Origin of the sequence: Aeromonas sp. R10-1 (genome assembly GCF_040908465.1) — a bacterium.
GTDB lineage: Bacteria > Pseudomonadota > Gammaproteobacteria > Enterobacterales > Aeromonadaceae > Aeromonas > Aeromonas caviae.
Genome location: NZ_JBFODT010000039.1, coordinates 259,423 through 281,965 on the forward strand (window position 1 = coordinate 259,423; position 22,543 = coordinate 281,965).

Genomic DNA, 22,543 nt, shown 5'->3' on the forward strand with positions numbered 1-22,543 from the left:
GCCCGAATCGACGGGATTGAAAGCAAACACTTTATAACCACCTGGCCCCGACAACACTGCGGGCAGGGGTTTCTCATGACCGACGCCGCAACCAGACATAGCATGTCTGGCGGTTTTCTATTAGAATTGGCTATTTGCGCAGCAGCGCACTGTACGCGCAACCTAGCAACACCAACCGGATGAGTTCTATGGAGCAAACCCCGCAGTCTCAGCTTAAACTCCTCGTTGCCAAAGGTAAAGAACAGGGCTACCTGACCTATGCCGAGGTGAACGATCACCTCCCGCAAGACATTGTCGATTCAGACCAGATCGAAGACATCATTCAGATGATCAACGATATGGGCATTCAAGTGGTTGAAAACGCTCCGGATGCCGATGACCTTATCATGGCTGAAGGTGGTACCGCCGATGAGGACGCTGCCGAAGCAGCGGCCCAGGCTCTGGCATCTGTTGAATCTGAGATTGGTCGCACGACCGATCCCGTCCGCATGTACATGCGGGAAATGGGTACCGTCGAACTGCTGACCCGCGAAGGCGAGATCGACATCGCCAAGCGGATCGAAGACGGTATCAACCAGGTACAAAGCTCCGTCGCCGAGTACCCTGAAGCCATCACCTATCTGCTCGAACAGTACGACAAGTACGAAGCCGAGCAGCTTCGCCTGTCCGACATCATCTCCGGCTTCATCGATCCGAACGAAGTGGATGACGTGGCGCCGACCGCCACTCATATCGGCTCCGAGCTCAGCGAGGACGACCTCGCCGACGAAGACGAAGATGAGGACGAAGACGAAGACGAAGACGGTGACAACTCCGACGATGACGGCGACGGTGGCCCGGATCCGGAAGTCGCTCGCGAGAAATTCGGCGAACTGCGTGCCCAGTACGAGGTGACTCGTCTCTCCATTCAGCAGAATGGTCGTGCCCACGACGACACCCAGAATGCCATCGCCCAGCTGGCCGATGTCTTCCGTCAATTCCGCCTGATGCCCAAGCAGTTCGATCGCTTGGTCAACAATATGCGGGAGATGATGGAGCGTGTCCGCGTGCAGGAACGCATCATCATGAAGCTCTGCGTTGAGCAGGCCAAGATGCCGAAGAAGACCTTCGTCGCGGCCTTCACCAACAACGAGTGCGAAACTGCCTGGTTCGAATACCAGAAGCAGGCCGGCAAGGCGTGGTCTCCCCGCCTGCTCGAGATGGACGAAGAAGTACTGCGTTCTATCGGCAAGCTGCAGCAGATCGAAGAAGAGACCGGTCTGTCCATCGCCCAGATCAAGGACATCAACCGCCGCATGAGCATTGGTGAGGCCAAAGCCCGCCGTGCCAAGAAAGAGATGGTCGAGGCCAACCTGCGTCTGGTTATCTCCATCGCCAAGAAGTACACCAACCGCGGTCTGCAGTTCCTGGATCTGATCCAGGAGGGCAACATCGGTCTGATGAAGGCGGTCGACAAGTTCGAATATCGTCGCGGCTACAAGTTCTCGACCTATGCCACCTGGTGGATCCGTCAGGCCATTACCCGCTCCATCGCGGATCAGGCCCGTACCATCCGTATCCCGGTGCACATGATCGAGACCATCAACAAGCTCAACCGTATCTCCCGCCAGATGCTGCAGGAGATGGGTCGTGAACCGAACCCGGAAGAGCTGGCCATGCGCATGGGCATGCCGGAAGACAAGATCCGCAAGGTACTGAAAATCGCCAAGGAGCCCATCTCCATGGAGACGCCCATCGGTGATGATGAAGACTCCCACTTGGGCGACTTCATCGAAGATACCACCCTGGCTCTGCCAGCGGATGCGGCCACCAGCGAGAGCCTGCGCAACGCGACCCGCGAAGTGCTGGCCGGGCTGACCGCACGGGAAGCCAAGGTACTGCGCATGCGCTTCGGTATCGACATGAACACCGACCACACCCTCGAGGAAGTGGGCAAGCAGTTCGACGTCACCCGTGAGCGTATCCGTCAGATCGAAGCCAAGGCCCTGCGCAAACTGCGCCATCCGAGCCGCTCGGAAGTGCTGCGCAGCTTCCTGGACGAGTAGTCCCGGGTTCTGTCAGCCTGACATAGCAACAAAAAGCCCCGCCATGCGGGGCTTTGTTTTATCCGTGCTGGCATGGGCGTGAAGAGGGGTCATGGAACCGCTTGAATATGGATGAAATCTCGCCAAGTGGTTGATCTGACTATGGACGGGGTATCCGCCATCCCCTATAATCCACGCCGCTAACCAGCATCAATGGCCCCTTAGCTCAGTTGGTCAGAGCAGTCGACTCATAATCGATTGGTCGTGGGTTCAAGTCCCCCAGGGGCCACCATTTTCAGAAAAAGCCGCTCTTTTGAGCGGCTTTGTCGTTTCTGGCGTTCACCAGCGTCTGTCCAGATCCTCGGCATAGAGTGCCATGGCGCGCCGGTAGGGAAGCAGGGCGGGATCCGTGGTGGTGGTCGCGAGGATCCCCAGCAGCGTCTCCATCCCCTCCTTGCTGCGCCCCAGGTTGTAGCAGGTCATGGCACGAAACACCTTGAACTCCACGGCATCGGGGAAGCGGGACAGGGCCTCGTCAAAGGTGGCCAGCGCCTCGGCATGACGGCCCGTGGTGCGATAGGAGCTGCCAAGTCCAAGCAGGGCTCCGCGCAGCGACGACTCGCCAAGCCCCAGCGACACGGCCTTCTGATAGAGGGGAATGGCCTCGGCCTCTCGCCCCAGCATGTCGTGCAGTCCGGCCACTTCGTAATGCAGCTCGGCGTGGGCCGGGTACGCGATGAGTTGCAGCAGACCGTGCTGACGTGCTTCCTCGATCCGTCCCTCGGCCTTGAGGGTGTTCAACTGTTTCATATGCGCTCCTGCATGGGGATGAAGGATCAGTATGCCTGCCAACAGGCTGGCGGGGAACGGGTCATGGGGCCATGAAAAAGGCCTCCCGCCGATGGCGGGAGGCCTGGTTCGGCGCCGGGGCGCAATGGCCCTGGCGTGTGTCCAGCCTTACTGGGCGCTCAGGCTGTAGGCCAGGGTCTGGTCGTTGAAGCGCACCACATAGGCACCGACGACTGCCGTGGTAATGTCTGCCCCGGCCAGCTCGGCCACGCCATCCTTGTTGGTGTCGCCGTAGTTCTGGGTCCAGTCCCCCTTGACGTCGAACTTGAAGCGCTGGCTGCCGTTGCCATCACCGCTGCCGGTGAAGGTGACGCTGGCCTGCCAGAGGTGATCCCCGACCAGGGACATGGGGGTGATGCCCCAGTTGTTGGTGGTGCCGCGAATGTTGAGGCTGGCGACATTCTTGGCATAGGTGACGCTCACCGGAGTCAGGCTGTATTGCAGGGTCTGATCGTTGAAACGTACCCGGTACTGGCCGATGACCGGGGTGAGGATGTCACTGCCAGTCAGTTCGGCCACGCCGTCCTTGTTGGTGTCGCCGTAGTTCTGGGTCCAGTCCCCCTTGACGTCGAACTTGAAGCGCTGGTTGGTCTGACCGTCGAAGGTGACCAGGGCTTCCCACTGATTGTCGGCGACCAGCGTCATGGCAAGGGAGCCCCAGGCATTGGGGGTGCCGCGGAAGTTCAGGGTGGGCAGTACGCTGGCGTAGGTGCCGTTGTCATCGGTGACGGTCACGGTGGCGCTGGCACTGGCGGTCAACCCTTCCGCATCGGTCACGGTGACCGTCACGGTATGGGTACCCGGGGTATCGAACCGGACCGTCTCCGTGGTGGCGGTGCCCCCGCTGGACCAGCTGTAGCTCACCACGCCGCCATCATCGCTGGAAGCGGAGGCGTCGAACACCACGCTCTCCCCCGCCTTGACGCTGAGGTTTTTGGGAGAGAGGGCGGCGACCGGTGCCTGGTTGCTGGTGAGGGGGGTGACCGTGTAGCGCAGATCGCTCTCGCTCAGGGTGATGCGGTAGGTGCCCGCCCCGCTGACCAGGATATCCTTGCTGCTGCCCTTGTCGGCGATGCCATCCCCTTCGTTGTCGCCGTAGTTCTCGGCCCAGTTGCCGAAGACGTCGAACTTGAAGCGCTGGGCACCGGTGGCGTCACCGTTGCCGGTCAGGGTGAGGGTGGCGGACCAGACACGGTTGGCATCGACGGTCATGGGGGTGTTGCCCCAGGCGTTGTGGGTGCCGCGCAGGTTCATGCTGCTGAACTTGTTGCCCGGCAGGACGGAACCGCCGCAGGGGCTGGCCTTGGTGCAACCGGCGATGATGGCGGCCGCCTTCATGCCGGGGACGTTCAGGCTGGCCTTGCCGCTGCCATCGACGGTGACATAACCGCCGCTGCAGTAGTCATTGCCCCCCAGGAGGTTGCAGTACTCGCCGGCCGGCAGGCCGGTCTGCACCGAGGCCACCAGGCTGCCGCTCTCGTTGTTGATGGCGACGAAGCCCTTGTCACCGCGGCTGAAGGCTATCTGGTTGTTGCCGTTGTCCCACCAGTTGCTGACGGGCTGGCCCTCGGTCCGGTTGTGGAACAGGGCCATGTTCATGATGGTCGGTCGGCGCTGTTCGCAGTTCCACTGGCTGTCCGTGCAGGGCGTGCTGCCCGGCGCCCCCTTGTCGGTTTCATAGGTGCCCATGTTTTCAAAGCGATAGCCCGACATCACCTGCTTCCAGCCATAGGGCCAGGCCATCATGAAGGTGTTGGCCAGATCGTAGCGGGCACCGCTCATGAAGGTGAGCATGCCGCCACCGCCGTGGCCGCGTTCGCGGTCGTGGTTGACCACGAAGACGAAGGCCTTGTTGGAGGGGAGCAGGCCCCAGCTCTCGCCCAGGGTCTTGAGGTTCTTGATCTGGCCATTGAAGTTGGCGGCGAGATCGGTGCCGTATTTGAAGTCGGTGACGGTGTCGATGTAGGTGTAGCGGCCCGGCTGGATGTCGGGGGACTCCCCGCCTGCGCCGATCACCTCCAGGTAGGCCCTGGGGCTGCCTGCCTTGTCGAGGATGGCCTTCACATCGGCCGGCGCCATGTGCTTGGCCGCATCGATGCGAAAGCCCGCCACGCCCCAGCCGAGCAGGGTCTTCATGTAGGTGGCGATCTGATCCTGGACGTAGGATGAGCCGGTATTGAGGTCCGGCATGCCGTAGAGGGCGCCGTTCCAGACGTTGTTGCTGTCGCCGTAGTTGGTGATGTCGCCGCTGTGATGGAAGTCGTTGTAGCCGAACTGGGGATATTGGTATTGCCCCGAGTTGTAGCTGCCGCCGCCGGTGGCGGTGCCCGAACCCGATGCCAGCTGGTTGAAGACGGCGTCGGCATAGACCTTGACCCCGGCCGCGTTGCAGCGGGCGATCATGCTTCTGAGCTCTGCCTCGCTACCACCGAAGCTGTTGAAATTCTTGAAGCTGACCGGTTGATAGACGGTCCACCAGACCTGGCTGCCCTGCTTGTGCTCGGCGGGTGGGGTGATCTGGACGCCACCGAACCCCTTGGGCCCGAGCACGGTCTCGCACTCGTTGGCGATGTCGTTGAACTTCCATTGGAACAGGTGAACCATGACTCCTTCGGCGCTGGCAGTGTGGCTGAAAGAGCCGAGTGCCGCCGCCAGCAGGGCGGTTCGAAACAGTGTGTTGTGCATGACGATTTTCCCTTCGATCTTGTTATTGACGTATCACTGTCGTGTAGTCGAACGGACAACAAACAACCTCGTTCAGCTCCGTAGCATTCATGAAATCGACGTGGTTGAAAATCGAACAAGCTGAATTAATTAAGAAATGTGAATGAAAATGCTTTCATGCCATTCGGTGGCAGCAGGAGGGGGCAGAGGGGGGCAGATCGGTGCGAGATCCCGTCAAGCAGGTAGCGAGGGGGATGAACAGGGGCCCCGCTGGGCCCCGTGAACGTTCAGACGTTGGGTTCCTGCTGCCCGGCACTGGCCCGGGCACGACGCCCTGGCAGCATGCGGGTGACCAGGTTGCTGCGCTGGCGCCAAGAGGTGTAGGCGATGGCGCACAGGTGCAGGGCGATCATGCCCTGCAGTGCCCAGGTGCACCACTCGTGCCAGTCGTCCGCCCCCAGATCGAAGCCGGTCTCGGTGTTCTGGAACCAGCCGGTCCCTGCGGTGGCGAGTACCAGCAGCCAGAGTGCCCAGACCGCCAGCTTGCCGCTGCCGTGATGGCCCGGGGTGGGCGGGGTCCGTTCGCGCAGGGCGTCGGCCTGATGGCGAAAATCCTCCCGGCTCGGGATGAGGGCGCGCAGGCGGGCGTGGCCGCGAGCGAAGGTGAGCCCCCACAGCAGGCGTATGCCGATGAGCACCATGACGGCGTATCCCATCCGCTCGTGCCACTCCTCGCCTGCCTCGTTGAGCCAGAGGTTGCCGATACAGATGGCCGCCACACCCCAGTGGGTGAGGCGCACCAGAGCATCCCAGTGGAAGGGATCAGCCTTTTTGCTTGGCATAGTTGTGGTACTCCTTCTTCAGGTCGTTGACCTTGGCCAGGTGCTCGCGCGCCTTGGCTTCGTCACCGGCCTTGAGGGCTGCCAGGCTGGCATCCAGCTCGGTCTGCACTTCGGTCATGCCTTCCAGGAACTTCTCTTTCTTGGCGGCGGGCATGTTCTTGCCCTTGGCGACGTCCAGCTGGGCCTTCATCTCCTTGATGTATTTCTCCATGGTGGCCGCGTCGTCGGCCTTGACGGCCTGCTTGTAGTTGAAGCCGATCTTCTTCATCGGCTGCTCCAGATCGCCGGCCATGGCAGGCAGGGCCATCAGGCCGAACATCAGGGGCAGCAGCAGGGGACGCACAGTTTTCAGCATGGGATTTCCTTATGAGACGACGAGATTGCAGGTTGTTATAGCACTCATTTGAGTGCGGTTTCACGCATCATGATGCCATGAAAGGGCGATCATTGTATGAAGAAAGTGCGACCAATTGTGACGAATTGTGCAGGGGATTGCTGTGGGAATGTAGCCGAAAGAGAACGGCCACCGGATCTCGCCTCCGGCAGGTGATACAAGGCCGCGCATCTGGCCCGGGAAGGGGCCCGCAGGCAGTGCATCATGCTGCCATTTTTTATCACACATCGGTTTTTTAAAGTCAGGTGAGTTTTTCAGGTGTTTTTGTTTTTTAAAGCCACCACCCATGGACGATTCCGCTGCCTGCGCTGGCGCTGTGCAACAAAAAAAGGGCCCGCAGGCCCTTTGAGTGATCGGGATCCGGCCCTTATTCGGCCTGCTCGCGCTCGATGGCACGCCAGCCGATGTCCTTGCGATAGAAGATGCCGTCCCACTGGATGCGGCCAGCCAGGGCATAGGCCCGCTGCTGGGCTTCCTGCACCGTGTGGCCGAGGGCGGTGGCGCACAGCACGCGGCCACCCTGGGTCAGGCTGGTGTGCCCTTCCAGGCGGGTGCCTGCATGGAAAACCTTCTCCCCTGCCACTTCGTCCACCGGCAGACCGCTGATGGGGTGGTTGCTGGTGTAGTCGCCGGGATAGCCACCAGCCGCCAGCACCACGCCAATGGCGGCACGGGGGTCATAGACGGCTTCCTTCTGATCCAGCTGGCCGGCGCAGGCGGCGAGGCAGAGATCCACCAGATCGGACTGCATCCGCAGCATGATGGGCTGGGTTTCGGGGTCGCCGAAGCGGCAGTTGAACTCGATCACCTTGGGGTTGCCCTCGGCATCGATCATCAGGCCGGCGTAGAGGAAGCCGGTGTAGACGTTGCCCTCGGCCGCCATGCCGCGCACGGTCGGCATGATCACCCGTTCCATCACGCGCTGGTGCACTTCGTCGGTCACCACGGGGGCCGGGGAGTAAGCCCCCATGCCGCCGGTGTTGGGGCCGGTGTCGCCGTCGAAGGCGCGCTTGTGATCCTGGCTGGTGGCCATGGGCAGCACGTGCTCGCCGTCCACCATGACGATGAAGCTCGCCTCTTCCCCGTCCAGGAACTCTTCGATCACCACCCGGGCGCCAGCATCGCCGAAGGCATTGCCGGAGAGCATGTCACGCACCGCAGCTTCCGCCTCGTCGAGGGTCATGGCGACGATCACCCCTTTGCCGGCGGCCAGACCGTCGGCCTTGATGACGATGGGGGCGCCCTTCTCGCGCAGATAGGCCAGCGCCGGCTCCACCTCGGTGAAGTTCTGGTAATCGGCGGTGGGAATGGCGTGGCGGGCCAGGAAGTCCTTGGTGAAGGCCTTGGAGCCTTCCAGCTGGGCAGCGGCGGCGGTCGGGCCGAAGATGGTCTGATCGGCGGCGCGGAAGGCATCGACCACCCCTTTCACCAGGGGGGCTTCCGGTCCGACGATGGTGAGGCCGATCTGGTTCGCCTTGGCGAAGGCCAGCAGGCCCTCGATGTCGGTGGCCTGGATGGCGACGTTCTCGATGCCCGGCTCAAGCTGGGTGCCCGCATTGCCCGGTGCCACGAAGACCTGGGTCACCAGGGGGGAGTGTTTGGCCTTCCAGGCCAGGGCGTGTTCACGGCCGCCGTTGCCAATGATCAGTACTTTCATCGTCTCGCTCGCTTCTGTCTGAGTTCACTGGCGCTGCGGTGGCAACCTGCCAGTGGAAAGGATCCGGTGCTAAAGAGGCAGGGCCGCCATCGGCGGCCCTGGGCTGTCAGTGACGGAAATGACGCATGTTGGTGAACACCATGCACATGCCGTGTTCGTTGGCGGCGTCGATCACCTCCTGGTCGCGCATCGAGCCACCTGGCTGGATGACGCAGGAGATGCCCGCGGCAGCGGCGGCATCGATGCCGTCGCGGAACGGGAAGAAGGCGTCGGAGGCCATGACGGAGCCCGCCACGGTCAGCCCTTCATCCTCGGCCTTGATGCCGGCGATCTTGGCAGAGTAGACGCGGCTCATCTGGCCGGCGCCGACGCCGATGGTCTGGCCGTTCTTGGCGTAGACGATGGCGTTGGATTTGACGAACTTGGCGACCTTCCAGCAGAACAGCAGATCCTGCAGCTCGGCCTCGGTGGGTTGACGCTGGCTGACCACGGTCAGATCCCCGAGCGTCACCATGCCCAGATCGCGCTCCTGCACCAGCAGGCCGCCGTTGACGCGCTTGAAGTCAAAGCCTTGCGCCGGGGCAGTCCACTGGCCGCATTCCAGCAGGCGCACGTTCTGCTTGGCGGCGACCGCCTCGCGGGCTGCCTGGCTGATGCTGGGGGCGATGATCACTTCCACGAACTGGCGGGCGACGATGGCCGCGGCGGTCTCGCCGTCCAGTTCGCGGTTGAAGGCGATGATGCCGCCAAAGGCCGAGGTGGGGTCGGTCTGGTAGGCGCGATCGTAGGCTGCCAGCAGGTCGTCACCGATGGCGACGCCGCAGGGGTTGGCATGCTTGACGATGACGCAGGCCGGTTCGCTGAACTCCTTCACGCACTCCAGCGCCGCATCGGTGTCGGCAATGTTGTTGTAGGAGAGGGCTTTGCCCTGCAGCTGGATGGCGCTTGCCACCGAGCCCGGCGCGGCCTGCTCTTCGGCGTAGAAGGCGGCAGCCTGGTGGCTGTTCTCGCCATAGCGCATGTCCTGCTTCTTGATGAACTGGCTGTTGAAGGTGCGGGGGAAGCGGGACTCTTCGTCGCCTTCCTTGTTTTCGCCGTAGGAGGGCACCAGGGTGCCGAAGTAGTTGGCGATCATGCCATCGTAGGCGGCGGTGTGCTCGAAGGCGGCGATGGCCAGATCGAAGCGGGTGGAGAGGGTCAGGCTGTTGCCGTTGCCATCCATCTCGGCGATGACGCGGTCATAGTCGGAGGCCTTGACGACGATGGTGACGTCCTTGTGGTTCTTGGCAGCGGAGCGGACCATGGTCGGGCCGCCGATGTCGATGTTCTCGACGGCGTCTTCCAGGGTGCAACCGGCTTTGGCCACGGTGGCGGCGAAGGGATAGAGGTTGACGACGACCATGTCGATGGGGGAGATAGCGTGCTCGGCCATGATGGCGTCATCCCGGTCGCGACGGCCGAGAATGCCGCCGTGTACCTTGGGATGCAGGGTCTTGACCCGGCCGTCCATCATCTCGGGGAATCCGGTGTAGTCGGACACCTCGGTCACCGGCAGGCCCGCATCGGCCAGCAGCTTGGCGGTACCACCGGTGGAGAGCAGGGCCACACCACGCGCGTCGAGTGCCTTGGCAAATTCCAGGATGCCAGTCTTGTCAGACACACTCAGCAGTGCACGGCGAATGGGTCGAGCTTGTTCCATCACACTATCGTCCTCAGCATAACGGGGACCGTTCCATGGGAGGCGAGGCTCAACACACAGAGAGTCCCCAAATAAATGGAAGTGGGGGATTTCGCAAACCACTCTCGCCCGGGGCGGCCGTTGGCAAAAGCGTTTTAGGAAATGCCCGCTTGACGCGACGCTCTCTTGTGGGCGCGTATTCTACACAAAAAATGTGACCTGTGGTGGATTTTTTAAAGAGACAAACCCTTGTGGGATGCGGCGTTAAACGTTTTCTGGTGAATTTTTGTGAAACGTTTGTCTTTTCAGTGTTTTGGGGATAAATGGCCGGCAAGTGAGGGGTTAGCTGCTGCTTTCCTGCCTTTGACTGGCAATCGCCGGGCAAAGAGGTGATAGTGGAGGCCGGTTTATATTGAGTACCATGTCGGGAATGTCATGCGGGGGGAGAGGACCATGTATCGGATCGGTGAACTGGCCAAGGCGTGCGGGGTGAAGGCCGACACCCTGCGCTTTTACGAGAAGAACGGCCTCATCTCGCCGGGCATTCGCAACGAATCCGGCTATCGCCTCTACGGGGAGCAGGACAGGCGGCGGCTGGAATTCATCATCCGCGCCAAGTCGGTGGGCTTTTCCCTCGCGGACATCGGCGAGCTGCTCACCCTGGACACCAACAAGGCCAAGGTCACCTGCCAGGAGGTGAAGGCGGTGGCTGACACCAAGCTCGAACAGGTGGAGCAGAAGCTCCTGGAGCTGACCCGTTTTCGCGAGAACCTGAAGGCCCTCTCCGACATCTGCTGCGGCGGCCCGCGCTCGGCGGAGCACTGCGCCATCCTCGAGACCCTGGAGTCCGGCGCCCCTTCCCGCCACGAGCATCACGACCATGAGCACTGAGCTGCGCCGGCCCCGGGTCTCCGCCTTTCTCGCCCTCTCCCTCGACGGTTTCATCGCCGGGGAGGGGGGCGATCTGGCATGGCTGGCCCCCTATGGTGGCGACGGGCCGGAGGAGACCGGCTACAGCGCCCTGATGGCGAGCGCGGACACCCTGCTGATGGGGCGCAACACCTACGATATCGTGAGCGCCTTTCCCGAGTGGCCCTACGGGGACAAGCCGCTGGTGGTACTGACCCACAGGCCCGCCGACCCCCGTCCTCGAGTCGCGTTCAGGCAGGGGGCGCTGGCGCAGGTGCTGGACGAGTTGTGGCAGGGGGGAAGCCGTCACCTCTATCTGGATGGCGGAGAGCTGGTGAGGCAGGGTCTGCAGGGTGCCCTGGTGGACGAGCTGACCCTGTTCTGGGTACCGGTCACCCTGGGGGGCGGGATCCCGCTCTTTACCGGGCCTCTCCCCGCAGGGTTGAGACCGGTGTCGAGCGCCGTGCTGCCAAGCGGCCTGGTGCGGGTTATCTATCACCCCGCCTGACAGCTTGCACGGGGGAGGCAAGAGGTGCACAATCGGCGCGTTTTTCGCCACCAGCCCTTCCAGACAGGGACGATAGGCAAACACGACAACCCCATCAAGGAGCCCATATGGCCAAGAAGAAGGTGACCTGTGTCACCGCCGAACCCGCCTGCGAACATCAGCGCGGCATCATTCAGGACAACCACCTCAAGGCACTGGTGACCTCCCCCCTGTTCCAGGCCCGGGTCGAGCCGAGCAAGAAGGGCAAGGGCAGCTATCAGCGCAAGGCCAAGCACGGCAAGCGGTGGGAGCCCGGCCAGCAGCAGATGGCAAGCGTCTGCTGCTGAGCGGGTTTCTGCCGCAAGGCATCAGCTAACACAATCAGGGCGCCAATGGCGCCCTGATTGTTTTTCTATTCGCTGGTGCTGACTTGCGGTCTTGACGCAAGAGAGTGAACCCGTGCTCACTCGTCCATAAAGAGTTCGAGCAGCACGTTGAGGTAGCGATGGCCCAGGGACGTGAGCTGCCAGCTGTCGCCGAGATCCTCGATCAGCTCCTTGGTCCGGGCGATGGCGAGCATGGTCTCTACCCGCTCCAGCGGTAGCCCCGTGAAGGCCTCGAACTCCGCCTTGGGGGCGGGTTCAAACAATCTGAACCGGTTCATGAAGTACTCGAGCGGCAGATCGTCAGCGCTCACCTGCCATTGGCTGTCCAGATAGGGGCGGCTCGGATCCAGATAACCTTTCGGATGCTTCACCTTGGCGGTGCGCAGGATCTGCTGGTTGGCGAGATCCGTCACCTTGCCGTGGGCGCCGCAGCCGATCCCCAGATAGTCGCCAAAGCGCCAGTAGTTGAGGTTGTGGCGGCACTGATACCCCTCTTTGGCATAGGCCGAGATTTCGTACTGCTGATAGCCCTGGGCGGTCAGCATGGCGTGGCCCTGCTCGTAGATGTCCCACAGGGTGTCATCTTCCGGCAACGTGGGAGGCTTGGAGGCGAACGCCGTGTTCGGCTCTATGGTGAGCTGATACCAGGAGAGGTGCGGCGGCGCGCAGTCGATGGCCTGCTGCAGGTCGTAGAGCGCATCGTCCAGGCTCTGATCCGGCAGGCCGTGCATCAGATCCAGGTTGAAGGTGGGAAGCGCGATGGCGTGGGCCAGTTCGGCGGCCTTGCGCGCCTCCTCGGGGCCGTGGATGCGGCCGAGCCGGGTCAATTTCTCCTGCTGGAAGCTCTGCACCCCGATGGAGATGCGGTTGATGCCGGCCCGCTGGAAGCCGGCGAACTTGTCCGCCTCCACCGTGCCCGGGTTGGCCTCCATGGTGATCTCGCAGTCCGGGGTCAGTGCGATGCGTGCGCGCACCCCGTCCAGCAGCGCCTGCATGGCGTCGACGGAGAGCAGGCTCGGCGTGCCGCCACCGATAAAGATGGAGGAGAGGGGGCGCCCCTGGGCCCAGTGCAGATCCTGCTCCAGATCCTCCAGCAGGGCTGCCACGTACTCGAGGTGGGGCAGCTCCCCCTTCTGGGCGTGGGAATTGAAGTCGCAGTAGGGGCACTTCTGGACGCACCAGGGCACGTGGATATAGAGGGAGAGGGGCGGCAGTTGCAGCATGGGGTTTCCAGTATTCAAAAAATCATCAGGGGTCGGGTTGCCCTTGTCGTCGATGACAACGGGCGGGGCGCCGCGAACGAAACGGGGGCCGACGGCCCCCATTGTAGATGACAACGCGGCGGGAGACAGCGCTTTAGTTGACCGCCGCCAGGGCCGCTTTGAGCTTGGCCAGGGCCTGGCCACGGTGGCTGAGCTGGTTCTTGAGCTCCGCCGGCATCTGGGCCGAGGTGCAGTCGTGGTCGGGGACGAAGAACACGGGGTCGTAGCCGAAGCCGTGCTGGCCGCGGGGTTCGTCGATGATCATCCCCTCCCAGCTCGCCTGGCAGATAATGGGGGTGGGATCGTCGGCGTGGCGCATGTAGACCAGCACGCACCAGAAACGGGCGCTTTTCAGGTAATCCGGCGCGCCCTTGAGCTCGGCCAGCAGCTTGTCGATGTTCTCCTTGTCGCTGGCACCGCTACCTGCAAAACGGGCGGAGTAGACGCCGGGGCGGCCGTGCAGCAGATCCACTTCCAGGCCGGAGTCGTCGGCCACGGCGGGCAGGCCGGTGACGCGGGCGGCGTGGCGGGCCTTGATGATGGCATTCTCGACGAAGGTGGTGCCGGTCTCGTCGGCATCGGAGACTGCAAACTCGCTCTGCGGGATCACCTGGATCTTCATATCGGCCAGCATGGCGGCCAATTCCTTCACCTTTTTCTGGTTCCCTGTTGCCAGGACAAGCTTGTTCATCACACACCTCCGCAAAAATAATCTGCGCATTCTATGCGGGGGAGGGGTTTAGTAAAAGCGCCAATTACCCGGGATCCGGTGCCAACGGGGGATCCTGGTTCCACCCCCTGAGAGGTAGAAGAGATACATGTTTCCAGCAGGGAATAACCGAAGTGATTAAATACCATTTCAATTCATTACTCTGAGTCAGTAGACTCGCGGCCCAATCGATATTCCTAGGGCTTGAGGTGACTGATGCCATTGATTCTTTTGCTTGTACTCCTGGTGTTGTTCAGCCCGCTGGCCATCGACATCTATCTGCCTGCCATCCCCCAGATGGCCGAGCAGCTGGGGGCCGAAGTGACCCTGATGCAGGGCACCATTACCTGGTTCCTGTTCAGCATGGGGCTGGGGCAACTGCTGGTGGGGCCGCTGGCCGATCGCTACGGGCGTAAACCCATTGCCCTGGGGGGCGTGCTGCTCTACGGACTGAGCGCTCTGGCAGCCGGCTTTGCCGCCAGCCTGGGCGAGCTGATGCTGGCGCGAGTGCTGCAAGGCTTCGGGGCCTGCGCCACCTCGGTGGCCGCCTTCTCGGTGGTCCGTGACAGCTATGGCCCCAAGAAGAGCGGTCAGATGATCTCCTATCTGAACGGTGCCATCTGCTTTATTCCGGCACTGGCGCCCCTGCTGGGTGGCTGGCTCACCGCCAAGGCGGGCTGGTCGGCGAACTTCTGGTTCATGGCGGGTTACGCCGTCGTGGTCGGCAGCTGGCTGCTGTGGCGGATGCCGGAAACCCGCCCTGAGGAGACCAGCAGTGCTGGCCCGCTCATCAGCTGGTCCCGCTACAGCCCGGTGCTGCGCTCCCCGAGCTTCCTGTTCAACGCGGCGCTGTGCATGCTGGCGATGGCGGTGATCCTCGCCTACGTGACGGCGGCGCCGGTACAACTGATGGTGACCCTGGGGCTGGACATGAGTGGCTTCAGCTACTGGTTTACCGCCAATGCGGCCCTCAACATCCTGGCCTGCTTCCTGGCCCCGCGCTTCATCGCCCGGGTAGGGCCAAGACGGACCCTGCGCATCGGCCTGCTGGTGGTGCTGCTCTCCGCCATCACCCTGACCCTGGCCATGCACATCCCGCACCCGCTGGCCATGATGGGCCCGGTGTTCCTCTCCAGCATCGGCTTTGCGATGATCCTGGGCGCCGCCGCCGGCATGGCGCTGGCCCCCTTCGGCCACTGTGCCGGCACTGCTGCCGCCCTGCTCGGCCTGTTCCAGATGAGCGGCTCCGGCGCCCTGGTGGGGATCACCGGTTGGCTGATGCCGGATCCCCTGAGCCAGCTGGCCCTGCACATGTGGTTGCTGCTGCCCCCGCTGGTGATGCTGATGACCCGCCAGGGTCGCCGCTTGTGTTTGCAATAAATCCTGTGCTCTGATGAGCACACTCAGGGGGCCTTGAGCCCCCTTCTCTTTTTCAGGCGACCCGCCTGCCTCGCATGATCACAGACCCGTGGAGAAAACCGGATGAGCCACACAATCAACGCCGCCCTGGTGGGATACGGCTTCGCAGGACAGACCTTTCACGCCCCCTTCCTGGCCACGACCCCGGGCCTGACCCTGCGCTGGGTGGTGAGCCGGGATGCCGCCAAGGTACAGGCCGCGTTGCCCGGCACCCGGGTCGGCACCCTGGAGCAGGTGCTGGCCGATGACAGCCTCGATCTGGTGGTGATCGCCACCCCCAACGACACCCATGCCCCCATCGCTCGCGAGGCCCTGCTGGCGGGCAAGCACGTGGTGATCGACAAGCCGTTCGCCCTGGATCTGGCCGAAGCGAAGGCGCTGGTCGAGTTGGCGGAGAAGCAGCAACGGCTGCTCAGCATCTTCCACAACCGGCGCTGGGACGGGGACTTCCTCACTGTGCGCCGTCTGCTGGCGGAGGGGGCGCTGGGGCAAGTCGCCCAGTTCGAATCCCACTTCGACCGTTATCGCCCCGAGGTGCGCCAGCGCTGGCGCGAGGCGGGCGGCCCGGGCTCCGGTCTCTGGTTCGATCTCGGCCCTCATATCCTGGATCAGTCGCTCCAGCTGTTCGGTCAGCCGGACTGGTTGCAGGCGGATCTGGGCAAGCAGCGCCCCGGGGCCCTGGCGGACGACTACTTCCATGTGGTGCTGGGTTACGGCGAGATGCGGGTCATTCTGCACGGCAGTTGTCTGGTGTCGGCCGTGATGCCCCGCTTCGTGGTGCACGGCAGTCAGGGCTCCTTCATCAAGTTCGGCATGGACGTGCAGGAAGAGCAGCTCAAGGAGGGCAAGCGGCCTCCGGCGGCGGACTGGGGCGTGGATCCCGCCCCCGGCCAGCTCAGCCAGATCCGGGACGGTCAGCTCGTGCAGCAGACCGTGGCTGGCGAAGCGGGGGACTACGGCGCCTACTATCGCGGTGTCTGCGCCGCCATCCGGGGAGAAGGGGAGAACCCGGTGCCGGCCGACGAGGCCCTGGCGGTGATGGCCTTGCTGGACCTGGCCCGGGAGAGCGACCAGCAGGGGCGGCGCCTGCCTTGTCAGAAGCTGTCTGACTGACGGCGTAATCCGGCAGCGCGGAGAGCCTGACAGAAAGACAATGGCTGACTGGCAATCGTCAGGTAATTGGCGATTTGTTGTGCGAATCTGGTGATGAATGGGTGTTTTATATTAATATTTGTCGTTGCAGCAGTGTTTCTTATCATGCCAACGAGAAAATATCATTGTGATACGCGTTTTCATCGGCCGCATATGGGGATATATTTCGCGCGCCTTCGGGCTCCAGCGGCCGGTGTGCCGACAGGAGCCGGGGCGTACAGTGATGGTCCCTGCACCATCTCTCCATCTTTTTTTGAGGGTATGCACATGAACAAAGTACTGGTAGCCGGTATCCTGGGTCTGATGTTGACCGCCTGTGGTCAGAAAGAAGAAGCTGCCGCTCCGGCTGCGACCCCGGCCGCAGACGTTGCTGCCACTGTCGAGAAAGCCGCTAGCGAAGCGTCTGCTACCGTCGAGAAGGCTGCTTCCGAAGCTTCCGCTACTGTCGAGAAGGCTGCCGCTGACGTGGCCACCAAGGCTGAAGCTGCCGTGAGCGATGCCAAGGCCAACTAAGCCAGCACCTCATTGAAAAACGGGCCCGGCGCACTCGCGCCGGGCCCGTTTTTTTATGGCCATGGCGGGGCGTTGCCCGGTCAGCCGAGGGGTTCCACCAGCAGGATGTGGGAGTCGGCCCCCACCACCTTGACCCGGCTGCCAGCAGGCAGCGGCGCGTTGCAGCGCACCGTCCAGACGGTGTCGTCCAGATGCACCCGGCTCATCCCCTGGCTGACCTCGTCCAGCAGGGTCAGCTCGCGGCCCATGTAGCTTTGCATCCGCTCGTTGATGGGAGCGGCGGCATCCAGCCCGGAGCGATCCCGGCGATGCTGCCAGCGCCACCAGGCCCAGGTGGTGAGCAGGGATTGCAGGGCGAAGAGCAGCAACTGCGCCTGCCAGCCGAAGGGCCAGACCAGCAGCAAGAGCCCCACCTCCAGGGCGGCGATGCCGGTCCAGAGCAGAAAGCCCACCGACCCCATCACCTCGATGGCCAGCAGCACGAAGCCGAGTCCCAGCCAGTGCCAGTGGGTCAGCCCCTCGAACAGGGCTGTCATGATTTGCCCGCCTTGCCGTCTTTGTTGAACAGCTCGGCCATGCCCGCCACCGAGCCTATCAGGCTGCCCGCTTCCAGGGGCATCATGATGATCTTGCTGTTGGGGCCTTCACCGATGCGGGCCAGGGCCTCGGTGTATTTCTGGGCCACGAAGTAGTTGATGGCCTGCATGTCGCCCTCGGCGATCGCCTGGGAGACCATGTGGGTCGCCTTGGCTTCCGCCTCGGCGGCCCGCTCCCGCGCTTCGGCGGCGAGGAAGGCGGCCTGACGTTCACCCTCGGCTTTCAGGATCTGGGACTGCTTCTCCCCCTCGGCCTTCAAGATCTTGGACTGGCGCACCCCTTCGGCCTCCAGCACCTCGGCCCGCTTCTGGCGCTCGGCCTTCATCTGGGCGTTCATGGCTTCCACCAGGGCGAGGGGCGGTCGCACATCCTTGATCTCGATCCGGGTCACCTTGATGCCCCAGGGGGCGGTGGCGGCATCCATGGTGCGCAGCAGCTTCTCGTTGATGGTGTCGCGCTGGGAGAGCATCTCGTCCAGCTCCATGGCGCCGAGCACGGTCCGCATGTTGGTCATGGTGAGATTGCGGATGGCGCTGGTGAGATCGTTGACCTCGTAGCCCGCCTTGCGGGCATCCACTACCTGCACGAAGCTGATGGCGTCGATGGTGACGTTGGCGTTGTCCCGGGAGATCACCTCCTGGGCCGGGATGTCCAGCACCTGCTCCATCATGATGATCTTGTGACCGATGCGGTCGATGTAGGGGATCAGCAGGTTGAGGCCCGGGGAGAGGGTGCGGGTGTAGCGGCCGAAGCGCTCCACGGTCCAGTTGTAACCCTGGGGCACTATCTTGATGCCGGCACTCAGGGTGGCGAGTACCAGGAATATGAAGATCCCCAATACAATCAATGACTCATTCATGATTAAGCTCCTTATGAAACACTTTCACTAGCCTAGGGTCTGGTGCCATCCACCACAAGCAGATTCGCTTCTCTATTGCCGCTACACGGCTTTACTAATTACCAAAACGCATTAAAGAGCATTTTTTATTATTTTGAGGGATAAGCGCTCCTGCCTATAGTCGCCCCAGATGTCGCGATGCCGAGGAGCGGGCCCTGATGGATTATTTACCTATGTTTGCCAGGTTGGAAGGCCGCCCGGTACTGCTGGTGGGCGGGGGCGAGGTTGCCCTGCGCAAGGCGCGCCTGCTGCTGGCGGCAGGTGCCCGGATCACCCTGGTCTCTCCCGCGCTCGAGCCCGAATTCCATGAATTTGCCGGTCGCTTCACCCATGTGGCGGCGCGTTTCGACCCGGCCCACCTGGCAGGGCAGATCCTGGTGGTGGCCGCGACCGACGATCTCGAGGTCAACGCCCTGGTCTACCAGAGCGCCACCGAGCGCGGTCTGTTCGTCAACCTGGTGGATGACCCCGAGCGCTCCAGCTTTATCTTCCCCTCCATCATCGATCGCAGCCCCATCGTGGTGGCCGTCTCCAGCGGCGGCAAGGCCCCCGTGCTGGTGCGCCTGTTGCGCGAGCGGCTCGAGAGCCTGCTGCCCCGCCATCTTGGCGGTCTGGCGGAGCTCTCCGGCCGGGTGCGCCGCCGGGCCAAGCAGGTGCTGGCCTCCCTCTCCGATCGCCGCCGCTTCTGGGAGCGCGCCTTTGCCTCCAACACCCTGGCCGGTCTGATTGAGAAAGCCGATTGGCAGGGGGCCGAGCAGTGGCTGAACGAGGGACTGGACAAAGCCCGTACCGAAGTGGGAGAAGTGGTGCTGGTGGGGGCGGGCCCGGGAGATCCTGGCCTGCTGACCCTCAAGGCGCTGCAACAGATCCAGCAGGCCGAAGTGGTGCTCTATGACCAGCTGGTCTCCCCCGAGATCCTGGACCTGGTGCGCCGCGACGCCACCCTGGTGTCGGTCGGCAAGAAGGCGGGTGCCCACAGCGTGCCCCAGGAAGAGACCAATCGCCTGCTGGTGGAATATGCCAAAGCGGGTAACCGGGTGGTGCGCCTCAAGGGGGGCGATCCCTTCATGTTCGGCCGTGGCGGCGAGGAGCTGGAAGTGCTGGCCGAGGAGGGCATTCCCTTCTCCGTGGTGCCCGGCATCACCGCCGCCGCCGGTGCCACCGCCTATGCGGGCATTCCGCTCACCCACCGCGACCATGCCCAGAGCGCCGTCTTCATCACCGGCCACTGCCAGAAGGAGGGCAAGGAGCCCGACTGGCAGCAGCTTGCGGCCACCAACCAGACCCTGGTCATCTACATGGGGCTGATGCGCTCCGAGCATATCCAGCAGCAACTGGTAAGCCATGGCCGACGCGCCGCCACCCCTATCGCCATCATCGAGCGGGGCACCACGGCCCGCCAGCGGGTGCTGACCGGCACCTTGGCGGATCTGGCCGAACTGGCCCAGCAGGCGGTGAGCCCGTCCCTCATCGTCATCGGTGAAGTGGTGGCCCTGCGCCAGCAACTCGCCTGGTTTGGCGAACAGGGGCAGGAGGCAGAAAGCGGCCACGAACTCAAGCTGGTGAGCCTGGCCTGAGAGACGAGACCCGAATCGATTTGACGGTGCGGCCAAGGCGGCACCGAACTGAACCAACACCGCGCCCCGAGCAGGTGCGATAGCAATGAACCGAGGACCCAGACATGGACCGTGAAAGACTGACCCAACTGCAGCCATCCGATGCACAGAGCATCCGTGCAGGTGTCACCCGCGAGCGACTGACTCACCTGCAGCAACTGGAAGCCGAGAGCATCCATATCATCCGCGAGGTGGCCGCCGAATTTGAAAACCCGGTGATGATGTACTCCATCGGCAAGGACTCCTCCGTCATGCTGCACCTGGCCCGCAAGGCCTTCTATCCGGGCAAGATCCCCTTCCCCATGCTCCACGTGGACACCAACTGGAAGTTCAAGGAGATGATCAAGTTCCGGGACGAGACCGCCAAAAAGTTCGGGCTGGATCTCATCGTCCACAAGAACCCGGACGGTCTGGCCATGGACATCAACCCCTTCGTGCACGGCAGCAGCAAGCACACCGACATCATGAAGACCGAGGGGCTCAAGCAGGCGCTCAACAAATACGGCTTCGACGCCGCCTTCGGTGGTGCCCGTCGCGACGAGGAGAAATCCCGCGCCAAGGAGCGCGTCTACTCCTTCCGTGACAAGTCCCACCGCTGGGATCCGAAGAACCAGCGCCCGGAGCTGTGGCGCGTCTACAACAGCCAGGTCAACAAGGGGGAGAGCATCCGTGTCTTCCCGCTCTCCAACTGGACCGAGCTGGACATCTGGCAATACATCTATCTCGAGAACATCGACATAGTCCCGCTCTACTTCGCGGCCATGCGCCCCGTGGTGGATCGCGGCGGCATCAAGATCATGGTGGATGACGATCGCATGCCCATCGGCCCGGAAGACGAAGTGAAGCAGGAGCTGGTGCGCTTCCGTACCCTCGGCTGCTACCCGCTGACCGGGGCCATCGAATCCAATGCCACCACCCTGCCGGAGATCATCGAAGAGATGCTGATCACCACCTCAAGCGAGCGGCAAGGGCGGCTCATCGACCACGATCAGGCCGGCTCCATGGAGCAGAAGAAGCGTCAGGGCTATTTCTAAAAAAATGTTCTAAGGAATCGCAACATGAACAACCACATTCAGACCGCCATCAGCGAACAGGGCATTGAAGCCTACCTGCACGCCCAGCAGCACAAGAGCCTGCTGCGTTTTCTCACCTGCGGCAGCGTGGACGACGGCAAGAGCACCCTCATCGGCCGGCTGCTGCACGACTCCCAGCAGATCTATGAAGATCAACTGAAGGCACTGGAGTCCGACAGCCAGAAGCTCGGCACCACCGGCGAGAAGCTGGACCTGGCCCTGCTGGTGGACGGCCTGCAGGCGGAGCGCGAGCAGGGCATCACCATCGACGTGGCCTACCGCTATTTCTCCACCGCCAAGCGCAAATTTATCATCTCGGACACCCCGGGCCATGAGCAGTACACCCGCAACATGGCCACCGGCGCCTCCACCTGCGATCTGGCCATCATCCTGATCGACGCCCGCAAAGGGGTGCTGGATCAGACCCGCCGCCACAGCTTTATCGCGAGCCTGCTCGGCATCAAGCAGTTCGTGGTGGCAGTGAACAAGATGGACCTGGTGGAGTTCAGCCAGGAGGTGTTCGATCGCATCAGCGCCGATTACCGCGAATTCGCCAAGAAACTCAGCGTCGACACCATCCACATCGTGCCGGTCTCGGCCCTGGACGGCGACAACGTGGTGAACCCGAGCGACAAGCTGGCCTGGTACCAGGGCGAGACCCTGCTCTCCTTGCTGGAGTCTGCCGAAGTGGAGCGCGAGCTGGAGCGTCACCCGGTGCGCCTGCCGGTGCAGTACGTCAACCGCCCCAACCTCGATTTTCGCGGCTTCGCGGGCACCCTGGCCTCCGGCATCCTGCGGGTGGGCGACAAGCTTGCCGTGCTGCCCTCCGGCAAGGAGAGCACGGTGACCCGCATCGTCACCTTCGACGGGGATCTGGAGTACGCCCTGCCGGGTCAGGCCATCACGGTCACCTTCGCAGACGAAATCGACATCAGCCGGGGCGACCTGCTGGTGGATGCGGCGAAAAAGCCCCAGGTGACCCAGAACGTGCTGGCTCACATCGTCTGGATGGGGGAAGAGTCCCTGCAACCGGGCCGGGTCTATGACGTCAAGCTGGCCACCAAGAAGAGTCGTGGCCAGGTGGAGGCCATCCGCCACCGCATCGAGATCAACAAGCTCGACGAGCTGCCCGCCTCCGAGCTCAAGCTCAACGAGATCGGCCTGTGCGAATTCAGCCTGACCGACCCGGTGGCGTTCGACCCCTACAAGGAGATCCGCGACACCGGCAGCTTCATCCTCATCGACCGGCTGACCAACGTCACCGTGGGCGCCGGCATGATAGTGGAAGGGCTGGCGGCCAAGGTGATGGCAGGGCAATACAGCGAGTTCGAAGTGGAGCTCAACGCCCTGGTGCGCAAGCACTTCCCCCACTGGCAGGCGCTGACCATCAGCAACGATTCCGGCAAGGAGTAAG

Annotated in this window: 21 protein-coding genes and 1 tRNA gene; 11 read left to right on the forward strand and 11 right to left on the reverse strand. The window is 62.9% G+C overall.

All coding sequences use genetic code 11. From position 1 onward, the window contains the following. Positions 1–149 precede the first annotated feature (149 nt). Positions 150–2,045: an RNA polymerase sigma factor RpoD gene (gene rpoD / locus AB5Y93_RS20780; protein ID WP_263639565.1), complete on the forward strand. Its 1,896-nt coding sequence runs from the start codon at positions 150–152 to the stop codon at positions 2,043–2,045. A gap of 194 nt (positions 2,046–2,239) precedes the next feature. Next, positions 2,240–2,316 (forward strand) — tRNA-Ile (locus AB5Y93_RS20785). Positions 2,317–2,363: 47 nt separating this feature from the next. Here the strand turns inward: AB5Y93_RS20785 and AB5Y93_RS20790 are convergent. From AB5Y93_RS20790 to purH, 7 genes are all read right to left on the reverse strand, one after another. After that, positions 2,364–2,834, reverse strand: coding sequence for a tetratricopeptide repeat protein (locus AB5Y93_RS20790; RefSeq protein WP_324041172.1), 471 nt, complete (start codon positions 2,832–2,834; stop codon positions 2,364–2,366). Positions 2,835–2,981: 147 nt separating this feature from the next. Next, on the reverse strand, positions 2,982–5,558 hold the full coding sequence (locus AB5Y93_RS20795; RefSeq protein ID WP_368230365.1) for an alpha amylase C-terminal domain-containing protein: 2,577 nt from the start codon (positions 5,556–5,558) through the stop codon (positions 2,982–2,984). A gap of 266 nt (positions 5,559–5,824) precedes the next feature. Next, positions 5,825–6,379, reverse strand: coding sequence for a cytochrome b/b6 domain-containing protein (locus AB5Y93_RS20800; RefSeq protein ID WP_010675613.1), 555 nt, complete (start codon positions 6,377–6,379; stop codon positions 5,825–5,827). Next, positions 6,360–6,734: a cytochrome b562 gene (locus tag AB5Y93_RS20805; RefSeq protein ID WP_045521970.1), complete on the reverse strand. Its 375-nt coding sequence runs from the start codon at positions 6,732–6,734 to the stop codon at positions 6,360–6,362. The genes AB5Y93_RS20800 and AB5Y93_RS20805 overlap by 20 nt, the downstream gene beginning before the upstream one ends. A gap of 60 nt (positions 6,735–6,794) precedes the next feature. Beyond that, on the reverse strand, positions 6,795–7,061 hold the full coding sequence (locus tag AB5Y93_RS20810) for a hypothetical protein (protein WP_368230367.1): 267 nt from the start codon (positions 7,059–7,061) through the stop codon (positions 6,795–6,797). Positions 7,062–7,140: 79 nt separating this feature from the next. Then, a complete protein-coding gene (gene purD / locus AB5Y93_RS20815; protein WP_041211074.1) occupies positions 7,141–8,430 on the reverse strand; it encodes a phosphoribosylamine--glycine ligase in 1,290 nt (429 codons plus the stop codon). 106 nt (positions 8,431–8,536) lie between these two features. Continuing rightward, positions 8,537–10,129, reverse strand: coding sequence for a bifunctional phosphoribosylaminoimidazolecarboxamide formyltransferase/IMP cyclohydrolase (gene purH, locus AB5Y93_RS20820; protein WP_010675610.1), 1,593 nt, complete (start codon positions 10,127–10,129; stop codon positions 8,537–8,539). A 432-nt stretch (positions 10,130–10,561) separates the two neighbouring features. On the opposite strand from purH, the gene zntR reads away from it, so the two are divergent. From zntR to AB5Y93_RS20835, 3 genes are all read left to right on the forward strand, one after another. After that, complete coding sequence (gene zntR / locus AB5Y93_RS20825; protein WP_041213891.1) at positions 10,562–10,999, forward strand: Zn(2+)-responsive transcriptional regulator; 438 nt, start codon at positions 10,562–10,564, stop codon at positions 10,997–10,999. Then, a complete protein-coding gene (locus AB5Y93_RS20830) occupies positions 10,989–11,525 on the forward strand; it encodes a dihydrofolate reductase family protein (RefSeq protein ID WP_042016332.1) in 537 nt (178 codons plus the stop codon). The genes zntR and AB5Y93_RS20830 overlap by 11 nt, the downstream gene beginning before the upstream one ends. A 107-nt stretch (positions 11,526–11,632) precedes the next feature. Then, positions 11,633–11,851, forward strand: a complete 219-nt coding sequence (locus AB5Y93_RS20835; RefSeq protein ID WP_010675607.1) for an alternative ribosome-rescue factor A — start codon at positions 11,633–11,635, stop codon at positions 11,849–11,851. Between the two features lie 116 nt (positions 11,852–11,967). Here the strand turns inward: AB5Y93_RS20835 and hemW are convergent, their stop codons facing one another. Both hemW and rdgB read right to left on the reverse strand, forming a co-directional pair. After that, complete coding sequence (hemW, locus tag AB5Y93_RS20840; RefSeq protein ID WP_041211076.1) at positions 11,968–13,113, reverse strand: radical SAM family heme chaperone HemW; 1,146 nt, start codon at positions 13,111–13,113, stop codon at positions 11,968–11,970. Between the two features lie 133 nt (positions 13,114–13,246). Next, entirely contained in the window at positions 13,247–13,843 is a 597-nt protein-coding gene (gene rdgB, locus AB5Y93_RS20845) for an RdgB/HAM1 family non-canonical purine NTP pyrophosphatase (RefSeq protein ID WP_103259563.1), read from the reverse strand. Between the two features lie 234 nt (positions 13,844–14,077). Between rdgB and AB5Y93_RS20850 the strand changes: the two genes are divergently transcribed. The 3 genes from AB5Y93_RS20850 (at position 14,078) to AB5Y93_RS20860 (ending at position 16,945) form a co-directional block, all read left to right on the forward strand. Then, positions 14,078–15,241, forward strand: a complete 1,164-nt coding sequence (locus AB5Y93_RS20850) for a multidrug effflux MFS transporter (RefSeq protein WP_029314807.1) — start codon at positions 14,078–14,080, stop codon at positions 15,239–15,241. Positions 15,242–15,343: 102 nt separating this feature from the next. Beyond that, the gene (locus AB5Y93_RS20855) at positions 15,344–16,393 is read left to right on the forward strand and encodes an oxidoreductase (protein ID WP_041213888.1); all 1,050 of its coding nucleotides are present in this window, start codon (positions 15,344–15,346) and stop codon (positions 16,391–16,393) included. A 306-nt stretch (positions 16,394–16,699) separates the two neighbouring features. After that, positions 16,700–16,945, forward strand: a complete 246-nt coding sequence (locus AB5Y93_RS20860; protein ID WP_010675602.1) for a hypothetical protein — start codon at positions 16,700–16,702, stop codon at positions 16,943–16,945. Positions 16,946–17,025: 80 nt separating this feature from the next. Here AB5Y93_RS20860 and AB5Y93_RS20865 read toward each other — a convergent pair whose 3' ends face one another. Then, positions 17,026–17,481, reverse strand: coding sequence for an NfeD family protein (locus tag AB5Y93_RS20865; RefSeq protein WP_010675601.1), 456 nt, complete (start codon positions 17,479–17,481; stop codon positions 17,026–17,028). Beyond that, positions 17,478–18,401, reverse strand: coding sequence for an SPFH domain-containing protein (locus AB5Y93_RS20870; RefSeq protein WP_029314806.1), 924 nt, complete (start codon positions 18,399–18,401; stop codon positions 17,478–17,480). The genes AB5Y93_RS20865 and AB5Y93_RS20870 overlap by 4 nt, the downstream gene beginning before the upstream one ends. A gap of 197 nt (positions 18,402–18,598) precedes the next feature. On the opposite strand from AB5Y93_RS20870, the gene cysG reads away from it, so the two are divergent. The 3 genes from cysG to cysN all read left to right on the forward strand — a co-directional run bounded on the left by cysG (position 18,599) and on the right by cysN (position 22,542). Beyond that, positions 18,599–20,017, forward strand: coding sequence for a siroheme synthase CysG (gene cysG / locus AB5Y93_RS20875; RefSeq protein WP_368230370.1), 1,419 nt, complete (start codon positions 18,599–18,601; stop codon positions 20,015–20,017). 104 nt (positions 20,018–20,121) lie between these two features. Next, the gene (gene cysD / locus AB5Y93_RS20880; protein WP_010675598.1) at positions 20,122–21,090 is read left to right on the forward strand and encodes a sulfate adenylyltransferase subunit CysD; all 969 of its coding nucleotides are present in this window, start codon (positions 20,122–20,124) and stop codon (positions 21,088–21,090) included. 24 nt (positions 21,091–21,114) lie between these two features. Then, entirely contained in the window at positions 21,115–22,542 is a 1,428-nt protein-coding gene (gene cysN, locus AB5Y93_RS20885) for a sulfate adenylyltransferase subunit CysN (RefSeq protein WP_042864966.1), read from the forward strand. Position 22,543: the final 1 nt, after the last annotated feature.